The organism is Neiella litorisoli, assembly GCF_014773395.1.
GTDB lineage: Bacteria > Pseudomonadota > Gammaproteobacteria > Enterobacterales > Neiellaceae > Neiella > Neiella litorisoli.
This window is the reverse complement of sequence record NZ_JACXAF010000006.1, coordinates 38,269-56,981: the sequence shown is the minus strand read 5'-3', so window position 1 is coordinate 56,981 and position 18,713 is coordinate 38,269. Positions and strand designations below refer to the sequence as shown.

The following is an 18,713-nucleotide window of genomic DNA, read 5'->3' as shown; positions in this document are numbered from 1 at the left end:
CCACAGCCCCCAAACAATCACGAATCAGAGGTCGCGCTTGGTTCCTCTTCCGAGGTAGCTGCGAGGTTGCTCAAAGTGGGTTCAGACAGTTGCTCATATTGCGTCTGAGTCAACTTAAATACCTGAGGCCGATCCGCTCGTGTGACATAGTAATCACCATCATGCTGATACAATTCAAAGGTAAAGCTCTGATCACTTTCCGCGATCAACTCCACTGCGCTGTCTGGCTCAAAATCAGGAGGCTGCTTAACATATTCAGTCACCTTAAGGTTAGCGATGGCTCTGGCCAACGCTTCTGCTTTTTGTTGGTCAACGTCCAGATCAAGCGGCGCACTATGCCAATGCCATTGCTCATTCTCTTTCACCAGATCAAAGTCATTGCCTTTAATCCGATTCAGCCCCGGCACTGACAATACCGACTTATCAAGCCATGCACGGGCCGTTGCCGATGCCTCGTAGGCGGCAAAGTCCAATGCATAAACTTCGTCCTGTCCGGCTAAGCGAAGATGCGATTGCTTGAAGCCCGGCGAAGTACCAACAAATAACTCGGCCAATTGCTGCTGTCCGTCATAGAAAGTGATTTTACGACGGAAGTTGTCATCAGCGACCTCAAACCGTTGATGACTTGCCGTTGTCGTTGTCACCGGCCAAGTGGTATTCAGTCGTTCAAGCTTATTGAGCATACTATTGAACTTGGCCTGCTCAATAGGAACGCCGTCGGACTCTGCTAGCAACCACTGCTGCTGCTGTTTGATCAGCTCGACTGTGCTCGAATCATCACGGATCACAATGCGATTCAATTGCTGCTTGTCAAACGGCAATAGTTGCATCGCCGTAAACGATGAATCACGGCTTCCGTTCACTGCGTATAACGCAATCGCGATAATCGCCTGAATAATCAATAAAGCGGTCAACAATGGGATTTTTTGAGTCATTTGATTAACCTCCTATACCGCTAATAGCTCAAGATATTTCTTATGTTTGATCGCCTTTTTGCGCCGCTCCCACAGTGCCACCAGGACAATGGCAATGGCTGCGAAGGCGTAATTCAGGTATTCCCAGAACATTTGGCTGGACTGCTCCATCGGCGGTAATGTCCGATTAAAGTGACCGCGCGAGCGAATGCTCAACAATGCTTCATCCTCAAGAGACCAATCAATCGCATTCGCCATCATCTGGATGCTATGGAGATAATCGGTTTGCTGCGCACTACCGAGCATTCGAATCACCTGATCAGCGAACAAATCGTTGGAGGAAAACAAGATAATTCGCGCCGATTGCGGCGATTGTTCCAACACGTTAGTCATCACAAAGCTGTCATCATCTGTACCATTGTCGGCAATTTGCTCGGTATCAGTCTCGGCCAAAGGAGATTCTTTGCCTGCAAAATACGAATCAAACTGGCCCTGATTAATCACCGCAACCAGGTGGCTGGCACGCTCTTCTGTTGGGCTAAAGGCGTTGACACCTTGTGACGTCACTTTAGGCATCACGTCGAGCGAATCAGACAGCCAAGAGTCTGACGATGTCTGCAATAACGGTATGATCATTCGCTCGCTGTTACTCGCCTCATCCACCCGAATTGGTGATGCCCACGGCATCGTTACTTGTGGTAACTCAGCGCTAATCAGGTTGTCGCTATTGAGTCCTTGTTCGCGAATATCGGCGAAATATGGATAGTCCAGTAAGCGGATCTCTTGCAGGCTAAAGCCGCCGACATTGCGCGTAACCGGTACTGGAAACGCTGAATTTTGCGGATCTAACACCATTTGTTCAGCAATATCTAAACCGTGGTGACGCAACCAATCTTCAAGACCACTTTGGTGCTCAGTGACACTCAGGCTTCTGGCCGATAGGTTTGCGGCAAACGGTGACGTCGCAGCAATGACGGTGCCGCCTTTCATTAGAAACTGGTCAACTGCGAACAGTGATTTTTCATCCAGTTCTGTTGGTGCTGCCAGTACCAAAATGTCAGCCTCACCGGAGATGTGGCCATCCGATAAATCTTCATCAATGACATTTAAGTCCGCACTTAAAAATTGCTCCAACTGGTTAAAGCTAGTGGCTCCGCCGCCATAGGGGTTACTGTAATCGGGTTGCGGAGTCACTAACGCGACCGTTTTGGTAAAACCAGATGCAAAGCGCTTGATGCCAGCATCGAGATTCCTCTCAAATGCACTTTGGCTCAGGTCGTCCAGAGGGATTTGAACGATCTGTTTATCGTCGCTTAGCGTCAGATAGAAGAAAAATTGCTGATCAGAAAACAGGTTTGCCGCCATCGGCTTAAAGCCATAATTTTCGGCAATCTCTGTAGCCACTTTGCCACCATTAGCTTCTGGCTCAATAAACTTCACAGTCAAACGGTTACCCGACTGCCCTTGTATCTGCTCGGTGACCTCCTGCACTGCAGATTTAAACTCTTGCAGCGATACCGGCAGTTGCTCGTCTGCAGAGATATAAGCAGTAAAGGTGAGCTGATGTTGGACCGTATCAAACAAATTGCCACTGGCCTGGTAGCTGTGCAGTACCTTTTTGATAGCGCGAGTTAAGTCGTGCTCGGGGTTGCGCAACTGAACATCAATATCCGATTCGCTTCGAGCTTGAATTTCAATCAAATCACGAAATCCGAGTACCTGATGTTCATCACCATACTGAACCAGCACATTGAAGTAAGAACTGACAATCGATGATTGGTAACGATCGGCGATTTGAAATGGTACGGGCTGAATGCCGAATTGCTGATTTGCCTCTTGCTCAAGCTCAGGATTGGTGAGCGGATCGATAAACTCCACCCGAACTTTTCCCTCACCGGCAATTTCATACTCTTTAATTAAATCGCGCATTTGCGGCACTAAAGGAGCAAGCAGCGGGTGAGTCTTTGAACTGAAGTACCCTCTCACCAACAGCGGCTCTTGAAGCTGTTGCAAATACCCTTGCGTGGCTTCTGAAATGGAGTATTGGTTACCTCGTGTCACATCAATGCGAACACTATTGAGTTGCCCTAACCACAAATTGGCCACTAACGCATTGACGATCACCAGTGCGGTGATTGCAGACCAAATGCTGTGATGTTTGCGCTGCTCTCCATCGATCCATCGCAGCTTTTCTAGCGACCAAGTGTTCAGCGCTAAAAATACCGCGATGATACTGAGGTAATAATATAAATCTCTGAAATCAATCACCCCGCGAGTGATTGATTCAAATCGAGATCCGGTGCCAATCAATCGCAGCCACTCACCGATCTGATTACCAAATAAATTAGTGATGGTGGCAGTACCGAGCAGATAAAACAGACCACAAATTGCCGCGGCACTGATCAAGCTGACGATTTGATTGTCACAACGAGCGGACACGAATAGGCCAATACTTAGATAAGCCGAACCGAGCAATAAGGTGGCAATGTAGCCTGACCAAACCGGCCCCCAATCTAAGTCAGCAATGGCTGCCACCGTAATCGGCACCGGCACCGTAATGGCGAGGGCGATGCCTAACAGAAACAAGCATCCCAAAAATTTTCCAACCACAAAGTGCCACAGCGGGACCGATTGGGTGAGCACAAACTCCAGTGTGCCGTTACGCCGCTCTTCGCTCCATAGACGCATCGTCAACGTCGCACATAAGAAAATAAGTAGTACTGGCATCCATTCGAACAGGGGCCGAACATCGGCAATATTTCTGGCAAAGAAAGACTCTCCCCAGAAGAACACAAATAAAGTGATTGCGGCAAAGGTCGCCAAAAACAAGTAAGCAATTGGCGATGCAAAAAACAATGAAATCTCCTTCGCGGCAATCCGTTTGATGGTGTTAGCAGGATCAACATTATGCTGCGGCATCACATACCTCCTGATGAGTCATAGCTCCAGTGCTCACTTGCTTAAATAACGTTTCCAGATCTCTGAGTTCGGGCTGTAATAAGTAGAGCTGAGCATTTTGCGATGCGATGAATTGAGCCACTTGTGCTGATAGCGCGGGCTGGTCGCTATCGGGTCGACATTCGATGCGATAGCGGTGGCCGACTTTACCGGCCTCGAGCCTGTCGAGGCCAACAACCTGTGGTAGTTTGGTGACTTGCTCAAGGTCGCTCAGAGCAAGCGAAGTTTCTAACAGCAGATGATTGCTTTGACGCAACGTATCAAGCTCGGCATCGAGCGCTAGTTTACCGCCGTGAACAATCAATACTCGTGAGCATAACGCTTCCACTTCCTGCATGATATGAGTGGACAGAATCACAGTAGCATCTTTGGCAATATCTCGAATTAGAGCTCTCATTTGCTGAGTCTGCTCGGGATCAAGGCCGTTAGTTGGCTCATCTAGAATTAATAATTTAGGGTGGCCTAAAATGGCCTGAGCCACACCAACCCGTTGTTTCAAGCCGCGCGACAGGGTCGCGATTGGCGCCAGGAGTTTATGACTCAAATCAGTAGCCTTGACGACGCGTTTGATCTCTACCTTTTTAACATTGTGTTTGAGCCCCTTAAGATCGGCAGCGTAATCAAGGTAGTCGGCCACCGTCATTTCCGGATAAACAGGTAGATTTTCGGGCAAGTACCCGAGTTGTTTTTGGATCGTTTTAGGATTTGCTTCGAGATTGATGCGATCAACTGTCACTGTGCCTTTATTGGCTTCTAGGTAACCGCTGATCATTTTCATGATGGTTGTTTTGCCAGCTCCATTGTGACCAAGGAGGCCAACGATTTCTCCTTTATTAATCGAGAAACTGACGTCATCTACAGCCACCAAATGGCCGTATTTTCTAGATAAATGCTTCACTTCAAGCATCGAGCTTTCCCCTATTGTTTGCGAAGTAACAGGTATCTTTGCGGAGCAATTCGCTCACGATGGCTGCATCTGCAATCAATAAGGTGGGGGACGCGCGCAGTTGGGGCGTCGATCAATCGATAAACACATTGTCGGCTCTCCTGTTGTCTGGGTTATTCCCAATAAAACAAAGCAATTAGCGATTAACGATTGAATAAATGGGGTGGACTCATCCCAGTTCAAGAGGAACAAAATGAAAATTTGGGTGACTGTGATAATTCTCAACTAAACGGAGTGAATGGCGGAGAGGCGGCCAACGAGCATGACAGTTGCCGTTAGATTAGTCTTGAAGAATCTGCCATAATGCGCCGCACAATTTTTCACCAACCCAGCACAACACTGAAGAATCATAGATAACCGATTGAAATGGCTCTAATTATCCTCGACAGCTGCATTAACTGCGACATGTGTGAACCAGAATGTCCGAACCAAGCGATTGCTTTGGGGGAAGAGATCTATGAGATCGATCCGGACCGTTGCACGGAATGTGTCGGCCATTACGACAAACCAACCTGTGAGTCGGTGTGCCCGATTGATTGCATCGAAGTCAACCCTGAACATCAAGAAACAGAGCAGCAATTGCTCGATAAATTCGTCAAATTACACGGTTGAATCAATAACTTGGATTGTTCGACTGGTAAACCCCTGAGTTCCTTTTTAAACTAGCAGTCATTGCCGCTTTTCTGTAACTATTGCTCATGGGCTACCTCTCGACACTTGGTTTTGTTGCCGCCGGCGGCGCTATTGGCGCCTGCCTTCGATTTTTAATCTCCGATTTTTGTGCCCAGTTATTTGGCAAAGGTTTTCCGTACGGCACCTTGACGGTCAACATTGTCGGCTCGTTTTGCATGGGCGCCATGTTTATTGCACTGCAACAAGCGCAGGTATCTGACAGCCCCTGGCGCGCGCTGATCTCGGTTGGCCTACTCGGTGCGCTGACAACTTTTTCTACATTTTCGATGGATAATCTGGCCCTGCTTCAGCAAGGCGAGATGGTCAAACTGGCGGCAAATATTCTGCTGAATGTCGGCCTCTGTTTTGCTGCTGTTGCTGCCGGTTACTACTTGTTTCAAAAGCACTAATAGACAAGAGATCTGCTAAAAGAAAGACATCAACCGGCTCTGAATGTCGATAACATTTACGCAACAACCTGTTGCTAGTTCATGTTTTTTGGCCTAACCCAGTGCGGTTCGGAACCAAGGCGCTAAATTGAAGTCCATGGTATTAGCACTAACTGACTGGTAACACCTACCTGCTCTATCATCGCAAGGAGTCAATGATGGCAAACAATTTGGCAACGCTAGTGATGGTCGTCACTAGCCTGAGCTTGGGCCTTGGTCATGCAAATCTATACGCGGCAGACCAAGCAGATACCAGCTTTGACCAACTCACCAAAGTAGAATCAAAGAAAGTTGACGAGCTGTACCTCAAGCCCGGCGCTGATTTTTCTCACTACAACAGCTTGCTATTGAAAGAAGCAGACGTCGCCTTTCGCAAAAACGCCTATCGCAATGATTTCGCCACTCGCGGTCAAATGAAGCGCGGGATGGAACGCGCTGGGGCCAGGCTCAAAGCACTGTTTGACGAATCATTCCGAGAAGTGATCGAAGAGAAGGGCAATTATACATTCACCGATCAAACCGGCGATGACACCCTGATGTTGGTGCCCAAACTGATTAACGTCTACTTCGCCAACCTCGATGAAATGTCGCGCACTAACAACGTCAAAATCTATGCCGAAAGTGCCGGTGAAATGACTCTGGTGCTGGAGCTTAAAGACTCAGTGACCGGCGAAATCCTCGCGAGAATCGTCGATCAACAAGAAGCAACCGACTGGGGCCAATTAGTGCGCCAAAGCTCGGTCGACAATCATCAGCAATCCAAACGTATCATCAAGCGCTGGGCCAATCAGCTCAACGACGGTCTGGTCGAATCGGCTCAACAGGGCCAGTAACACCATATCGAGATAAAAAAGCCCCCAATCAAGGGGGCTCGCTGGTTGCTCGTGGCAATCATTTCAGCCAAACGGCAATTAGAATGACGTCCGTTTATAGTCGCGATATTCAGGCTGCCAGAACCAATAATCAACGCTTTCTCTGAGCACTTCATCATCCGTTTGCACAGCAACACCATCAGCCATTGCCGCTTGTCCCACGGCAAAGGCAATATGGCGGCTCACTTGTTGAATTTCTTCCAGTGGCGGCAGCAACGGCCCACTGCCCTCTTTGGCCAGCGGCGAACACTCCGCCAATGCTCGGCTTGATGCCATCAGCATATTATCGGTGACGCGCTTGGCTTGTGTTGCCAATACCCCCAAGCCAATTCCTGGGAAAATGTAGCTGTTGTTGCATTGGGCAATATCAAACAACTCGCCGTCATAAGGCACCGGCGCAAACGGTGATCCGGTTGCCACCAACGCTCGCCCTTCGGTCCAATTAATGACATCAGCGGGGCGAGCTTCAACCCTGCTCGTCGGGTTTGATAGCGGCATCACAATTGGCCGCGGACAATGCTTGGCCATGGTTTCGATGACTTGTTGGGTAAACAGACCTGGCGCGCCAGACACCCCAATCAGCACTGTCGGCCGACCGTTTTCAACCACATCCAGCAGCGAAATCGTGGTGGGATCAACCGGCCATTCAGCCACTTTACTCTTGGCCTGAACCAGCGCCTGTTGGAAAGGCAGTAAATTGGCCATGTCATCGGTCAGCAACCCCCAGCGGTCGACCATATACACTTGCGAGCGCGCTTGCTCGTCGCTAATGCCCTCCGCCACCATCTGAGCAATGATGGCCTCGGCAATACCACAACCTGCAGAGCCAGCCCCGAGAAAACAAATGGTCTGCTCTTTAAGCGCGCTACCGGCGGCTTTACAAGCAGCCAGTAACGAGCCAACGGTCACTGCCGCTGTGCCCTGAATATCATCATTGAAGCAGCAAATATCATCTTTGTAGCGCTGCAATAATGGCATTGCGTTGTTTTGGGCAAAGTCTTCAAACTGAACCAGTGCCTCCGGCCAGCGAATTTTCACAGCGGCGATAAACTTATCTACAAACTCGGTATATTCCTCACCGCTGATGCGCTCATGGCGCCAGCCCAAATACATTGGATCATCAAGTCGTTGACGATTGTTGGTACCAACATCAAGCACCACCGGCAAGGTATAAGCGGGGCTGATGCCGCCACAAGCGGTATACAGCGACAACTTACCGATGGGGATCCCCATGCCACCAATGCCCTGATCGCCTAAACCAAGGATCCGTTCGCCATCGGTCACCACAATGACTTTGACGTTATGCCGTGTGGCATTGTTGAGAATATCGTCAATCCGATCGCGATCGGGGTAGGAAATAAATAACCCGCGGGCGCGGCGATAAATGCTGGAAAACATCTCGCACGCATGGCCAACCGTAGGTGTGTAAATGATCGGCATCATTTCGCTGATATGGGCATTCACCAAACGGTAAAACAGGGTTTCGTTGGTGTCCTGAATATTCCGCAAGTAGATGTGTTTGTCGATATCAGACTCAAATGCAGCAAACTGCTGATAAGCGCGTTGCGCTTGCTCTTCAATGGATTCAATCGCTTGGGGTAACAAGCCCTCGAGGTTGAAGTCGCGACGCTCTTGTTCACTAAAAGCGCTGCCTTTGTTGAGTAAGGATGTTTCTAATAGCACTGGTCCAGCGTAAGGGAGGTACAGCGGCCGTTTATTATCGTGCATAACAATTCTTCGTCAGTTATTGGTGGGTTGCCACGTTCGCTTTGTGGATAAATATTGTTACACAAAAGCTCGAACAAAAGTGAACCCGCTGAAATTATTCACCGATCATCTGCGGCAATCGTAGTGGCCAGATCAGCGTTACAGACCCACCGACAGACGTCATGTTTTTGTGAACAGCGGGAATCACTGGCCCATAAAGGTGATCAAGATCACACTAAGTGGATTTTTCTTGAACTTTAACATTTAACCAACACGCTAGCGGCAAGCACTAGCAATAAGCTCCCAAACCCAACCTTCGTCCTGCCATTTTCGCCACCACCAGCACAACAAGCTATTTGTGAACACACAACCGATAGTGAATAAACAATGCATTAACAACAACAAAATATTCATGAAAATTCACCTCAATTGCATTTAACAGCGACCTTGAAGAGTATTCAAAACCAACGCAGCAAAAGACTGCGCCAACTTTGGAAATAACCTTTGGGATTACGCAGAAAATGAATAATTATGCAAAACTATCACCAGTCGCGCTCGCAATTATCAGCGCGTTCAGTGTCGCAACGATAGCCCCAGCAGCTTATGCCGATGAAGCCCAAGCTGACGACCTCGAACGCATTTCAGTTACCGGTTCACGCATTAAACGCACTGACATGGAGACCGCCAGCCCTGTCAGCATCATCAGCGCCGAAGACATCGCAATCGGCAGCTTCACATCCGTTGATCAAATCCTGCAACAAAACCCAGCATCCAATGGCATGGCCACCGGCGCTGCAAGTAACAACGGCGGCAACGGTGCCGCTCGGATTAACCTGCGCGGCTTAGGTGAACAACGCACCTTGGTACTGGTAAATGGCCGCCGTATGGTCAACTCTGGCATTGGCGCCGATTCATCGGTTGATCTCAATACCATTCCGGTCGCCTCAATTGAACGTATCGAAATTCTCAAAGATGGCGCTTCGGCGGTTTATGGCTCTGACGCCATTGCCGGCGTGGTCAACATCATTACCAAAAAAGACTTTGAAGGCGCCGAGTTCTCCGTGGGCTATGCCGGCTCTGCCGAAGGCGATGCCAATACCGGCGAAATCAGCCTGATCACCGGCGGTAGTAGCGACAAAGGCAATTTCATGCTTGGCCTTAGCTACGTCGACCGTGGTGATGCGATGCAAGGCGATCGTAACTTCTCGAAATGCCCGGATAACGCTTTTGATGACAATGGCGTTTGCCAAAGTGGTAGTTCGCGTATTCCCGGCGGCACCGTCAATGATGGCACCGGTTGGAAACAACTCGATGAAAACGGCGAATGGGTCGATCAGTATGAGTACTACAACTACGCCGAAGAGTCGTACCTGTATACGCCGCAAGAGCGGATTTCTCTATTTGCCAATGGCACCTATGAAATTAACTCAGATCTGTCGATGTTCATCGAAAGCATGTACACCAAGCGGACATCCAACCAGCAAATGGCGCCCGAACCCATTGATGGTTTGATTATCGGTGCCGATGCACCGGGTAACCCATTTGGCACCGATGTTGAGTATCGCCGCCGGATGACCGAAGTTGGCAATCGCGAGTTCGATCAAACCACCGACACCATTCGCATTGTCGCCGGTCTGCAAGGCTTCACTGATTTTGCTGGCGGACTGGATTGGGACTTGTCGTACATCTACGGCCGCAATGATTCGACCGATAAAAGCAGCAATTACGTGAACTTGAAGAAAGTTGGTGAAACGGTCGATCCAACCGTCTGTGAAAACGATCCAGACATTCCGTGCGGCAATTGGTTTGTACCTGAAGGCGAGTTGTCACAAGACGTGGTCGACTACATCAGCTACACCGATCAGGCGAGCGGTGGTAACGAAATGAACGTGGTCAATTTCAACGTCTCTGGTGACGCCTGGGAAATGCCTGCGGGTACCGTCGGCTTTGCCTCGGGCATTGAGTATCGTCGCGAGAAAGGCTGGTATCAGCCCGATGCAGTGACTGTTGCCGGTGACGGTAGTGCATCACAACAAGATCCAACATCTGGCCACTACGACACCACCCAAATTTACACCGAGTTTGCCATTCCATTGCTGGCTGACAAGCCATTTGTTGACGATCTGACCGCTGAAGTTGCTGCTCGCTACTTTGACTACAGCACCTTCGGCTCCGACATGACTTGGAAAGTGGGTTTGACCTGGCGCGTCAATCCTGAGTTGATGATCCGCGGGGTTGCCTCAACCGCATTCCGGGCACCAACAGTCGATGAGTTATATGGCGGTAAAGTCGGCTCGTTTGATTATCTGGCCGACCCATGTAGCGGTTATGGCAGCTTGAATCCAGATTCAGCCACTTACCAGAATTGTCATGCGGAAATCGGCAATACCGATTACGTCTACAAAGATTCTCAAATCGAGAACACCTGGACCACGTCCGAAGATCTGGGCCCAGAAGAAGCCGATACCTATACCTTGGGTGTGGTGTACAGCCCTGAGTTCTTGGACGGTTTCTCGGCAACATTAGATTACTTCCAAACCGAAGTGACCGATGCCATCAGCCGTATCGACACCCAGTCTTACCTGAACAGCTGTTACGGCGGCAATGCTTCGGCGTGTGATGTGTTAGGCGTCGAGCGCTCAAGCTTCTCGGGTGAAATAGACTACATGGAATCGCCGCTGACCAACGTTGGCAAAATGGAGACGTCTGGCTTCGACTTGAACCTGACCTATGGCTTTGAAGGGTTGGGGTTAGACTGGAGCACCACATTGGATTCCAGCCATCTGTTGGAGTACAAGCAAGATGGTATTGATTACACCGGCAAGATTAGTGGCCTCAATGGCGGCTGGGCTGAGTGGAAAAACAACCTGACGCTGAAAGTTGGCAGTGACGACTGGGATGCTTCGTGGCGCTACCGTTACATCAGCGGCATGACGGATGACTACTATCAGGAAGCTTATGGCTTAACCAAAGAAGTGGGCTCGGTGTCTTACCACGATGCATCTGGCCGCTACCACATCAATGATACTTGGTCGGTATCTGCCGGCATCGATAACGTGTTCGATAAGAAACCGCCGTACTTATATTCGTACAGCGACGCCAACACGGTACCAGAAATCTATGATGTGATGGGACGCTACTACCACGCCAAGCTCACCGCACGGTTCTAAAATACCCAAGTAATTGAGTATGTTGCCAGTCACCGCAGTGGCTGGCTTTTTTATATCTGCCAATCGATGTCAATCAAACCCGACCGCTTTGATACAACACCTGCACATCAAGTGCGCCAAGCATGGTCTGATAATCCATACCGCTATCGAGCACAAACTGGGTTAGCAAACTTTTGCAGGCCGCAATCAACTCTTCAGGATTCCAAGTTTTTTCAAAATAGCGGTCGACGCCCGCATCATTGATGGCATCAATAGTATCTTGGTGGCTGGCTAAACCGGTCAGCAATATTTTTCGGGTGAAGCGGTAGCGGCTGTCGGCGGCGATTTCGGTTAGCATGTCGACCCCACTGCGCCCCGGCATAACATGGTCTGAAATCACCAAACCAATGCTCGCGCCCTCTTCGTCTAATTCTTCCATCAGACTCAGGCACTCGTCTGCCGACTCGCATTCTTCGAGATTGAACCATTGCTCCAGTGGTTGCAGATCGCGCACCACCGCATCCAGCACTTCCCGTTGATCATCAACGCATATGATATTAATTTTTTCCATCGCGCTCTCTTATCGGTAGAGTGACCGAGAAGGTGGTTTTCCCGGGAACACTATTCAGCACTATTCGACCGTTATAGCTATCCACCAGTCGCATTACAATTGATAACCCCAACCCCAAACCGAACTGTAAGCCGTTCTTTTTAGTCGTGAAGTTAGGTTGAAAAATCTTATCTTGGAGCTTCTCAGGAATACCGGGGCCGGTATCGGTAATTTTAACTTTGACGGCATCAGGCAGCAGACGGGTGCTGATCCGCAGTGATGGCGACGGCGTTGCCGCTTGCTCCATGGCGTCGCAGGCGTTTTTAATAATGTTGACCCAAATCTGGATCAACTCGGTGAGATTGCCATAGATGGTCGGTAATTCTCTGAGCTGGGCATCAAGTTGCACGGCGCGCAAGTTGCTTTTGAGCAGGGATAGCGCTTGCTCAATGGAGTCAATGACACACACGCCCTCGCCGCGCTCGAAGCTACCACCGCCAAGAATTTTCACTGACTTGACGATGCCCGTGGCATGTTTTGCCGCCACTTGCATGTCATGGAAGTCGACGCCTAGCTGCCAAAATTGGGCAACGCTCTCTAGGTTCTTAATGACATTCTTATCAAGGACGCTGGCGTCATCCATCGACGATGCCATTTTCGCCAACAGCTTAGCGGTTTCTTTATTGATATTGAGCTTGCGAGCAAATTCTCGGGTGCGTTGGCGCACTTCGAGGCTGTTTAAGCGCTGGCCTTCGTCCAAACCATTCTTGAAAAAAGCGAACTTCTTCGGCTCTCGCTCATTTAAAATATCGGCGACAAATTCGCTGATGTATTCGCTTTTACGGGCCAATACACCAATGGAGTTATTCAGCTCATGGGCTAAACCCGCGGAAAGCTGCCCCAACGTCGACATTTTCTCCGCTTGCAGTAATCGTTTTTGGGTGCGCTGGCGCTCTAAGGCGGCGTGACTCGAGCGCAACTGACGGGTGATCAAGGCATTGACGATCACCGGGTTAAATTGCTCAATTAACGAACCATATTGATATTCGTCTTCCGCCGGTGTCGATAATTCAATGTAGGCCATTGAGCACTCGGTTTCGGCCACCACTTTTGAATAGCTGCGATGGCTGCGACCAAAGAAACTCTGCAGGCCAATAAACATATCCGGACCGGAGCGGAATATTTCCACCGGCTCGCCATCAATGCTCTGATAGCCAACAATGGTGCCCTCAAGAATCAAGTAGAGCTTGTCGTTGAATTCGCCTTGCTCCAACAAGGTTTTGCCCTTCTTGAGGGTAAAATGGCGATCGGCTCTACCGAAATAAACTTGCTTAATACGCTGGTATGCTGGGCTGTCGACCAACTCAGAATCAAACATCTATTTGTATCCTAAATATTTATTAAGCACACACCACGGGATTGTCTCAACTCTAGTTCACTATTGGCCAATCACCCTGTGATGGATCAATTTGTCGAAATAGAATTGCAGGCAAACCAATGGAACATTGCCGTGATCACGAAAAAGGCCAACACGGAGGTTGGCCTTGCAATCGATAACGGGTCAATCAATATGCCTTAGGGCACATGCTTACCGCGAGCGGCGAACAATAAATCGTACCAATGTTCGCGACTTAAGTTGACCCGTTCAACATCAGCACAAGCGCGAATACGGTCGGTGTTAACGGTGCCAATCACCGGCTGAATTTGCGCCGGATGGCGAGTCAAAAACGCCAGCACAATCGCTTCTCGGCTGACCTGATAAAGACCGGCATAGTGGGCCACTTTGGCTGCTGTTTGGTGAATGTGATCCGGTTGGCCATCGAGATTGCGGCCGGAGAACAGGCCTTGCGACATACTCCCCCAAGCCTGCAACTGAATGCCGTGAGTCTGACAGTATTCAATGGTGCCCGAGGGGAAATTAACGTTGGCGCCCTCGGGGTTGGCTACCAAAATACCATCTTCCACCCAACCGAGATTAGTTAAGCTCATTTCCAACTGGTTGGCGATTAACGGCTCGGGCAAATTGCGTTGTAAAAACTTGATTTGCTGGCCGCTCATGTTGGAGACGCCGAAGTAGCGCACCTTGCCCTGATCGGACAATTGCTCAAAAGCTCGCGCCACTTCGTCAGTGGCCATTAATGGATCGGGGCGGTGCAACATCAAGGTATCGAGATAGTCGGTTTGCAGCCGCTGCAGAATGTTATCGACACTTTGAAGGATCCATTGTGACGAAAAATCATAGCGGTTCGGTCCCTGATCATCAGCAAAACGAATGCCGCATTTGGATTGCAAAATCAATTTCTCGCGCAGCTCAGGGCGCTCAGCAAGCACTCGGCCAAATACTTTTTCGGCCTTGCCGGTGCGGTAAATATCTGCGTGATCAATATGGTTGATGCCAATATCGAGCAGGGTATCAACAACCTGATGTGCCAGCCTCACATCGTTGTCATTAATGTCCTCGCCGTGCCACTCGCCGCCAAGGCCCATGCAGCCGTATGACAGTCGACTAACGTCGGGAAAATATTTGTCTAAAGGTAGCCTTATCATTTCAATCTCTTATGGTTATGGATCTTGGGCTCTGATTGAGTCGGAATGACATCAATCGAGCTAGCAGTATATACCCAAATGACCTGTAGATGCTTGGTTCCAGCACCAAGCTCGCTGAACTTCATTGGCCAATCGCGGTCCAACGAACTATCGAGCCAAACCTCAGTGGTTTGCTGTTGTTGTTCCAAAATCACAGGTACTCGGGCATGAAAAACACCAATTTATCACGACGCCATTTTATCGCCGCTGCCAGCGGCGTTGCCTTTGCTGCCGGCTTTGGCGCGCCGGCCGTCGCTTTAGCGGCAACCACCAAAGCCAGCAACAATCGCCGTCAGTTGGCGATGCATCACATCCACACTGGCGAGTCGGCCACCTTAGTTTATTTTGATAACGGCCATTACCTCGACGATGGTATTGCCGAGATCAGCCACCTGCTGAGGGACTTTCGCACCAATGAAGTCATCGCAATGGACCGCGCGGTATTAGATCAGCTGTATTTGCTCAATAGTCAGCTCGGCTTTGCCAAACCAATGGAAATCATTGGCGGTTACCGCTCGCCAAAAACCAATGAAAAGCTGCGACAAGAAGGTCGCGGTGTCGCCAAACGAAGCTATCACATGAAGGGGCAGGCAATTGATGTCGCCTTTCCTGGCACATCATTGGCCAAAGTCAGACAGGCGGCGTTAAGTATGAAAGCTGGCGGCGTTGGTTATTATCCGAAAAGTGGTTTTATCCACCTCGATTCTGGGCCGTTTAGAAGCTGGGGTTAGCTGGCGCGCCATGAATGAAGGATCTGGCGCAATTGTGACAATACCGATGCCATCCATTGGGCATCGGGCTCAACACAATTACTGCCCACTACCCCTCGATAGAAAGTCACTAGAAAATCAGCCGCTTGCCAAACTCCTAAAGAGGACTGAGCTTGGCCTTTGTCGACCGCTCGTTGCAACACGCTAACAAAGCTCTGCTTTAATTGGGTGTTAGCGCGCGCCGTCAGTGCCGCAACATCTTCAAATTCTGGCGAGACTTCCCTTGATGCTTCAAAGACAAAACAACTGAGTCGGTCGGGCTGATCAGCAAAATACGCCATGGTATCGGCAAAGAAGGTTTCAATGGCATCCAGATCGTCGCTTTCCAACAGCGGCTTAATGGCCGGCTCGAACATAGTGCGGATATATAGCTCAACAGCCTGTCGATAAAGCTGACGTTTTTCGCCAAAGGCGTTGTAGATGCTATAGCGCTTTAATTGCAGGTGGGACTCGAGATCATCCAGTGACGTCGCTTTGAATCCCTGTCGCCAGAATAGATTCATTGCAACTGAAAGTTTTTCTTCAGAATCAAAGCTTTTTGGACGTGCCATAACACCCCCTAACAGATTGAGGCCGGTAACGTTAACAATTGTTTAACGCAGACTCAAGGTAAATGGGAACTATTTACATTTATTTACAGATTAATCTCTACCCCCCTATCAACGCAAAAAAGCCGCAATAAATTGCGGCTTTTGATAACACTTAAAAACGGCAAATGGTTAGCTGCGGCTGAGGTACTGCCCTTCGCCGATCCACTTGTAAGTGGTGAGTTCCGTCAGCCCCATTGGGCCGCGCGCATGCAGCTTCTGGGTCGAAACAGCGACTTCAGCTCCTAAACCAAATTGCGAGCCGTCAGTAAATCGGGTTGAGGCGTTGACATATACCGCAGCCGAATTGACCGCCGCGACAAAGCTATTAGCGCTGGCCAATGACTCCGTAAGAATCGCATCGGAGTGCTGGGTTGAGTGCTCTCGGATATGGTCAATCGCAACCGCCAAGTCATCGACCACGCGAACCGACAGCACCAACGACAACCATTCCTGATCGTAATCGTCTTCGCCCGCAGCCGCTTTAGCGATTGGGTGATCGGCCAGAATCGCCAGGCTTGCTTGATCCAGCTTCAACTCCACCCCACTTTGCGCCAAGCGATCGGCTACTTTTGGCAACACTTGTGCAGCAACCGCTTGGTGAACTAACAAGGTATCCAGCGCATTACACACACTTGGGCGCTGCACTTTGGCATTCTCAATGATATCGACTGCCGCTTGCTGCTGAGCCGACTCGTCGACAAAGATATGGCAAATACCGATACCGCCAGTGATCACCGGAATCGTCGACTGCTCGATACACAGCTGATGCAGGCCTTTACCACCACGCGGAATAATCATATCAACGTAACGATCGAGCTTGAGCAATTGGGCGACTAGCGCGCGGTCAGGCTCATTAATGGATTGGATGGCATTGCCATCAATGCCGTGTTGCTCCAATGCCTGTTGGATAATCGCAGTCAGCGCTTTATTAGAATGGGTGGTTTCCTTGCCGCCGCGCAAAATACAAGCATTGCCGGTTTTCAGGCTTAATGCGGCAACATCAATGGTGACATTAGGACGAGCTTCGTAGATGACTCCCAAAACCCCAACTGGGACCCGGCGCTTACGCAGGCGCAAACCGTTTTCCAGTACTTTGGCATCAAATTCTTCACCGACTGGATCGGCTAAATGAGCCACCATACGGACATCAGCGGCAATCGCCGCCAGCCGCTCTTCGGTCAGTAGCAAGCGATCAAGCAAAGCATCCGTCAGACCGTTGCTTTTGCCTTGTTCAATATCCTTGCTGTTAGCTGCCAGTATGATTGCGCTTTGTTGTTCCAACAAATCGGCAAGGCAGAGTAATGCCGCATTCTTGGCGTTACTCGATAAGCCGGCCAATTGATAACTGGCTTTTCTGGCTGCCAGTCCCATTGCATTTAAATCAGTCATCTTGGTTCCATCAATTCAGTGCTATACAACAATTAATTCATCACGATGTATGGCTACAGTGCCGTATTCGTAGCCCAGTATTTCAGCAATCTGCTCCGAATGCTGACGTTTAATTTTGTCCAAATCGGCAGCGCTGTAGCGGCTAATACCCCGCGCAACAATGACCCCATCTTCGGTCAATACCCGCACCGTGTCGCCGCGCACAAACTGGCCATCAACCCGTAAAATGCCTTTGGGCAACAGGCTGCTACCGCGCTGACGCAGCGCTTTTACCGCGCCACTATCGACCACCAAATCGCCATCTGGCGCAGGGCCGGCAAGGATCCAGCGTTTGCGGCTAGCGGATAAGTTAGTGGTTGCGGGGAATCGAGTGCCAACCCGTTTGCCTTGCCACAACTGGGTGATCACCTCTGGTTGATGGCCTGCAGCAATGACGACATCGACACCGCCATGGCGGGCAACATCGGCCGCTTGCAACTTGGTGGCCATGCCGCCAGTGCCAAGCCCTGTCACACTGCCACCAGCAATTTGGCGCAGGGTGTCATCAATATGCTGCACTTCATCAATCAGTTGCGCGTCCGGGTTGGAGCGAGGATCGGCATTGAACAAACCTGGCTGATCGGTCAATAACATCAGCAGGTCTGCTTCAGCTAACACCGACACTAGCGCAGATAAGTTGTCGTTATCACCAACTTTAATTTCTTGGGTGGCAACGGCATCATTTTCATTGACTAGCGGCACGATGCGTTGTTCCAGCAAGGCATTGACCGTATCTCTGGCATTGAGAAAGCGCTCTCTGTTTTCAACATCGGCGCGAGTCAACAACATTTGGCCAACATGAATGCCGTAGAGCTGAAATAACTGCTCCCAGACACGGATCAACTGGCTCTGGCCGACCGCCGCAAGCAGCTGTTTGCTAGCGACTGTAGCAGGCAGTTCGGGAAACCCGAGATGTTCGCGTCCAGCGGCAATGGCGCCGGAAGTACACACAATGATGTCGCATCCCTGCCGATGCAAGGCCGCCAACTGACGCACTAACTCAACCATGTGTGCTTTATCAAGCCGAGTACTGCCACCGGTTAAAACACTGGTGCCGAGCTTGACCACAATACGACGATATTTGCTTGCAGAGTTTGTCATTGCTGAAGTTTAAAAAGGACC

At 49.9% G+C, this 18,713-nt stretch carries 15 protein-coding genes; 5 read left to right on the top strand and 10 right to left on the bottom strand.

Features of this window, described 5'->3' with window-relative positions:
• Positions 1-17: 17 nt before the first annotated feature.
• From IC617_RS05860 to IC617_RS05850, 3 genes are read right to left on the bottom strand one after another with little or no spacing between them, the layout of a single operon-like run.
• Positions 18-935 (bottom strand): DUF4340 domain-containing protein, encoded by a 918-nt coding sequence (locus IC617_RS05860; RefSeq protein ID WP_191144054.1) that lies wholly within the window; start codon positions 933-935, stop codon positions 18-20.
• Positions 936-947: 12 nt separating this feature from the next.
• A complete protein-coding gene (locus IC617_RS05855; RefSeq protein ID WP_191144053.1) occupies positions 948-3,833 on the bottom strand; it encodes a Gldg family protein in 2,886 nt (961 codons plus the stop codon).
• The gene (locus tag IC617_RS05850; RefSeq protein ID WP_191144052.1) at positions 3,820-4,779 is read right to left on the bottom strand and encodes an ABC transporter ATP-binding protein; all 960 of its coding nucleotides are present in this window, start codon (positions 4,777-4,779) and stop codon (positions 3,820-3,822) included. The genes IC617_RS05855 and IC617_RS05850 overlap by 14 nt, the downstream gene beginning before the upstream one ends.
• 405 nt (positions 4,780-5,184) lie before the next feature.
• On the opposite strand from IC617_RS05850, the gene IC617_RS05845 reads away from it, so the two are divergent.
• The 3 genes from IC617_RS05845 (at position 5,185) to IC617_RS05835 (ending at position 6,772) form a co-directional block, all read left to right on the top strand.
• On the top strand, positions 5,185-5,430 hold the full coding sequence (locus tag IC617_RS05845; RefSeq protein ID WP_191144051.1) for a YfhL family 4Fe-4S dicluster ferredoxin: 246 nt from the start codon (positions 5,185-5,187) through the stop codon (positions 5,428-5,430).
• Between the two features lie 86 nt (positions 5,431-5,516).
• Positions 5,517-5,900, top strand: coding sequence for a fluoride efflux transporter CrcB (crcB, locus tag IC617_RS05840; protein WP_191144050.1), 384 nt, complete (start codon positions 5,517-5,519; stop codon positions 5,898-5,900).
• Positions 5,901-6,094: 194 nt separating this feature from the next.
• A complete protein-coding gene (locus tag IC617_RS05835) occupies positions 6,095-6,772 on the top strand; it encodes a DUF3313 family protein (protein WP_191144049.1) in 678 nt (225 codons plus the stop codon).
• A 78-nt stretch (positions 6,773-6,850) separates the two neighbouring features.
• On the opposite strand, the gene IC617_RS05830 is transcribed toward IC617_RS05835, so the two are convergent.
• Positions 6,851-8,539 carry an NAD-dependent malic enzyme gene (locus tag IC617_RS05830; RefSeq protein ID WP_191144048.1) on the bottom strand — a complete coding sequence of 563 codons (1,689 nt, stop codon included), beginning with the start codon at positions 8,537-8,539 and terminating at the stop codon, positions 6,851-6,853.
• Positions 8,540-9,039: 500 nt separating this feature from the next.
• Between IC617_RS05830 and IC617_RS05825 the strand changes: the two genes are divergently transcribed.
• Positions 9,040-11,688 (top strand): TonB-dependent receptor, encoded by a 2,649-nt coding sequence (locus IC617_RS05825; protein WP_191144047.1) that lies wholly within the window; start codon positions 9,040-9,042, stop codon positions 11,686-11,688.
• Positions 11,689-11,761: 73 nt separating this feature from the next.
• Here the strand turns inward: IC617_RS05825 and IC617_RS05820 are convergent, their stop codons facing one another.
• From IC617_RS05820 to IC617_RS05810, 3 genes are all read right to left on the bottom strand, one after another.
• Entirely contained in the window at positions 11,762-12,238 is a 477-nt protein-coding gene (locus tag IC617_RS05820; RefSeq protein WP_191144046.1) for a response regulator, read from the bottom strand.
• Positions 12,225-13,595 carry an ATP-binding protein gene (locus tag IC617_RS05815; protein WP_191144045.1) on the bottom strand — a complete coding sequence of 457 codons (1,371 nt, stop codon included), beginning with the start codon at positions 13,593-13,595 and terminating at the stop codon, positions 12,225-12,227. The genes IC617_RS05820 and IC617_RS05815 overlap by 14 nt, the downstream gene beginning before the upstream one ends.
• Positions 13,596-13,792: 197 nt before the next feature.
• On the bottom strand, positions 13,793-14,764 hold the full coding sequence (locus IC617_RS05810; RefSeq protein WP_191144044.1) for an aldo/keto reductase: 972 nt from the start codon (positions 14,762-14,764) through the stop codon (positions 13,793-13,795).
• 89 nt (positions 14,765-14,853) lie between these two features.
• Here IC617_RS05810 and mepK point away from each other — a divergent pair, with 89 nt between their 5' ends.
• Positions 14,854-15,534: a peptidoglycan L,D-endopeptidase MepK gene (gene mepK / locus IC617_RS05805; protein WP_224745830.1), complete on the top strand. Its 681-nt coding sequence runs from the start codon at positions 14,854-14,856 to the stop codon at positions 15,532-15,534.
• Here the strand turns inward: mepK and IC617_RS05800 are convergent.
• The 3 genes from IC617_RS05800 to proB all read right to left on the bottom strand — a co-directional run bounded on the left by IC617_RS05800 (position 15,531) and on the right by proB (position 18,692).
• A complete protein-coding gene (locus IC617_RS05800) occupies positions 15,531-16,124 on the bottom strand; it encodes a TetR/AcrR family transcriptional regulator (RefSeq protein WP_191144043.1) in 594 nt (197 codons plus the stop codon). The genes mepK and IC617_RS05800 overlap by 4 nt on opposite strands.
• Positions 16,125-16,292: 168 nt before the next feature.
• A complete protein-coding gene (locus IC617_RS05795) occupies positions 16,293-17,552 on the bottom strand; it encodes a glutamate-5-semialdehyde dehydrogenase (protein ID WP_191144042.1) in 1,260 nt (419 codons plus the stop codon).
• Positions 17,553-17,573: 21 nt separating this feature from the next.
• The gene (proB, locus tag IC617_RS05790; protein ID WP_191144041.1) at positions 17,574-18,692 is read right to left on the bottom strand and encodes a glutamate 5-kinase; all 1,119 of its coding nucleotides are present in this window, start codon (positions 18,690-18,692) and stop codon (positions 17,574-17,576) included.
• Positions 18,693-18,713: the final 21 nt, after the last annotated feature.

Coding starts and splice junctions, on each gene's coding strand:
- IC617_RS05860 (WP_191144054.1), bottom strand. CDS start 935: ATGACTCAAAAAATCCCATTGTTGACCGCTTTATTGATTATTCAGGCG.
- IC617_RS05855 (WP_191144053.1), bottom strand. CDS start 3,833: ATGCCGCAGCATAATGTTGATCCTGCTAACACCATCAAACGGATTGCC.
- IC617_RS05850 (WP_191144052.1), bottom strand. CDS start 4,779: ATGCTTGAAGTGAAGCATTTATCTAGAAAATACGGCCATTTGGTGGCT.
- IC617_RS05845 (WP_191144051.1), top strand. CDS start 5,185: ATGGCTCTAATTATCCTCGACAGCTGCATTAACTGCGACATGTGTGAA.
- crcB (WP_191144050.1), top strand. CDS start 5,517: ATGGGCTACCTCTCGACACTTGGTTTTGTTGCCGCCGGCGGCGCTATT.
- IC617_RS05835 (WP_191144049.1), top strand. CDS start 6,095: ATGATGGCAAACAATTTGGCAACGCTAGTGATGGTCGTCACTAGCCTG.
- IC617_RS05830 (WP_191144048.1), bottom strand. CDS start 8,539: ATGCACGATAATAAACGGCCGCTGTACCTCCCTTACGCTGGACCAGTG.
- IC617_RS05825 (WP_191144047.1), top strand. CDS start 9,040: ATGAATAATTATGCAAAACTATCACCAGTCGCGCTCGCAATTATCAGC.
- IC617_RS05820 (WP_191144046.1), bottom strand. CDS start 12,238: ATGGAAAAAATTAATATCATATGCGTTGATGATCAACGGGAAGTGCTG.
- IC617_RS05815 (WP_191144045.1), bottom strand. CDS start 13,595: ATGTTTGATTCTGAGTTGGTCGACAGCCCAGCATACCAGCGTATTAAG.
- IC617_RS05810 (WP_191144044.1), bottom strand. CDS start 14,764: ATGATAAGGCTACCTTTAGACAAATATTTTCCCGACGTTAGTCGACTG.
- mepK (WP_224745830.1), top strand. CDS start 14,854: ATGCTTGGTTCCAGCACCAAGCTCGCTGAACTTCATTGGCCAATCGCG.
- IC617_RS05800 (WP_191144043.1), bottom strand. CDS start 16,124: ATGGCACGTCCAAAAAGCTTTGATTCTGAAGAAAAACTTTCAGTTGCA.
- IC617_RS05795 (WP_191144042.1), bottom strand. CDS start 17,552: ATGACTGATTTAAATGCAATGGGACTGGCAGCCAGAAAAGCCAGTTAT.
- proB (WP_191144041.1), bottom strand. CDS start 18,692: ATGACAAACTCTGCAAGCAAATATCGTCGTATTGTGGTCAAGCTCGGC.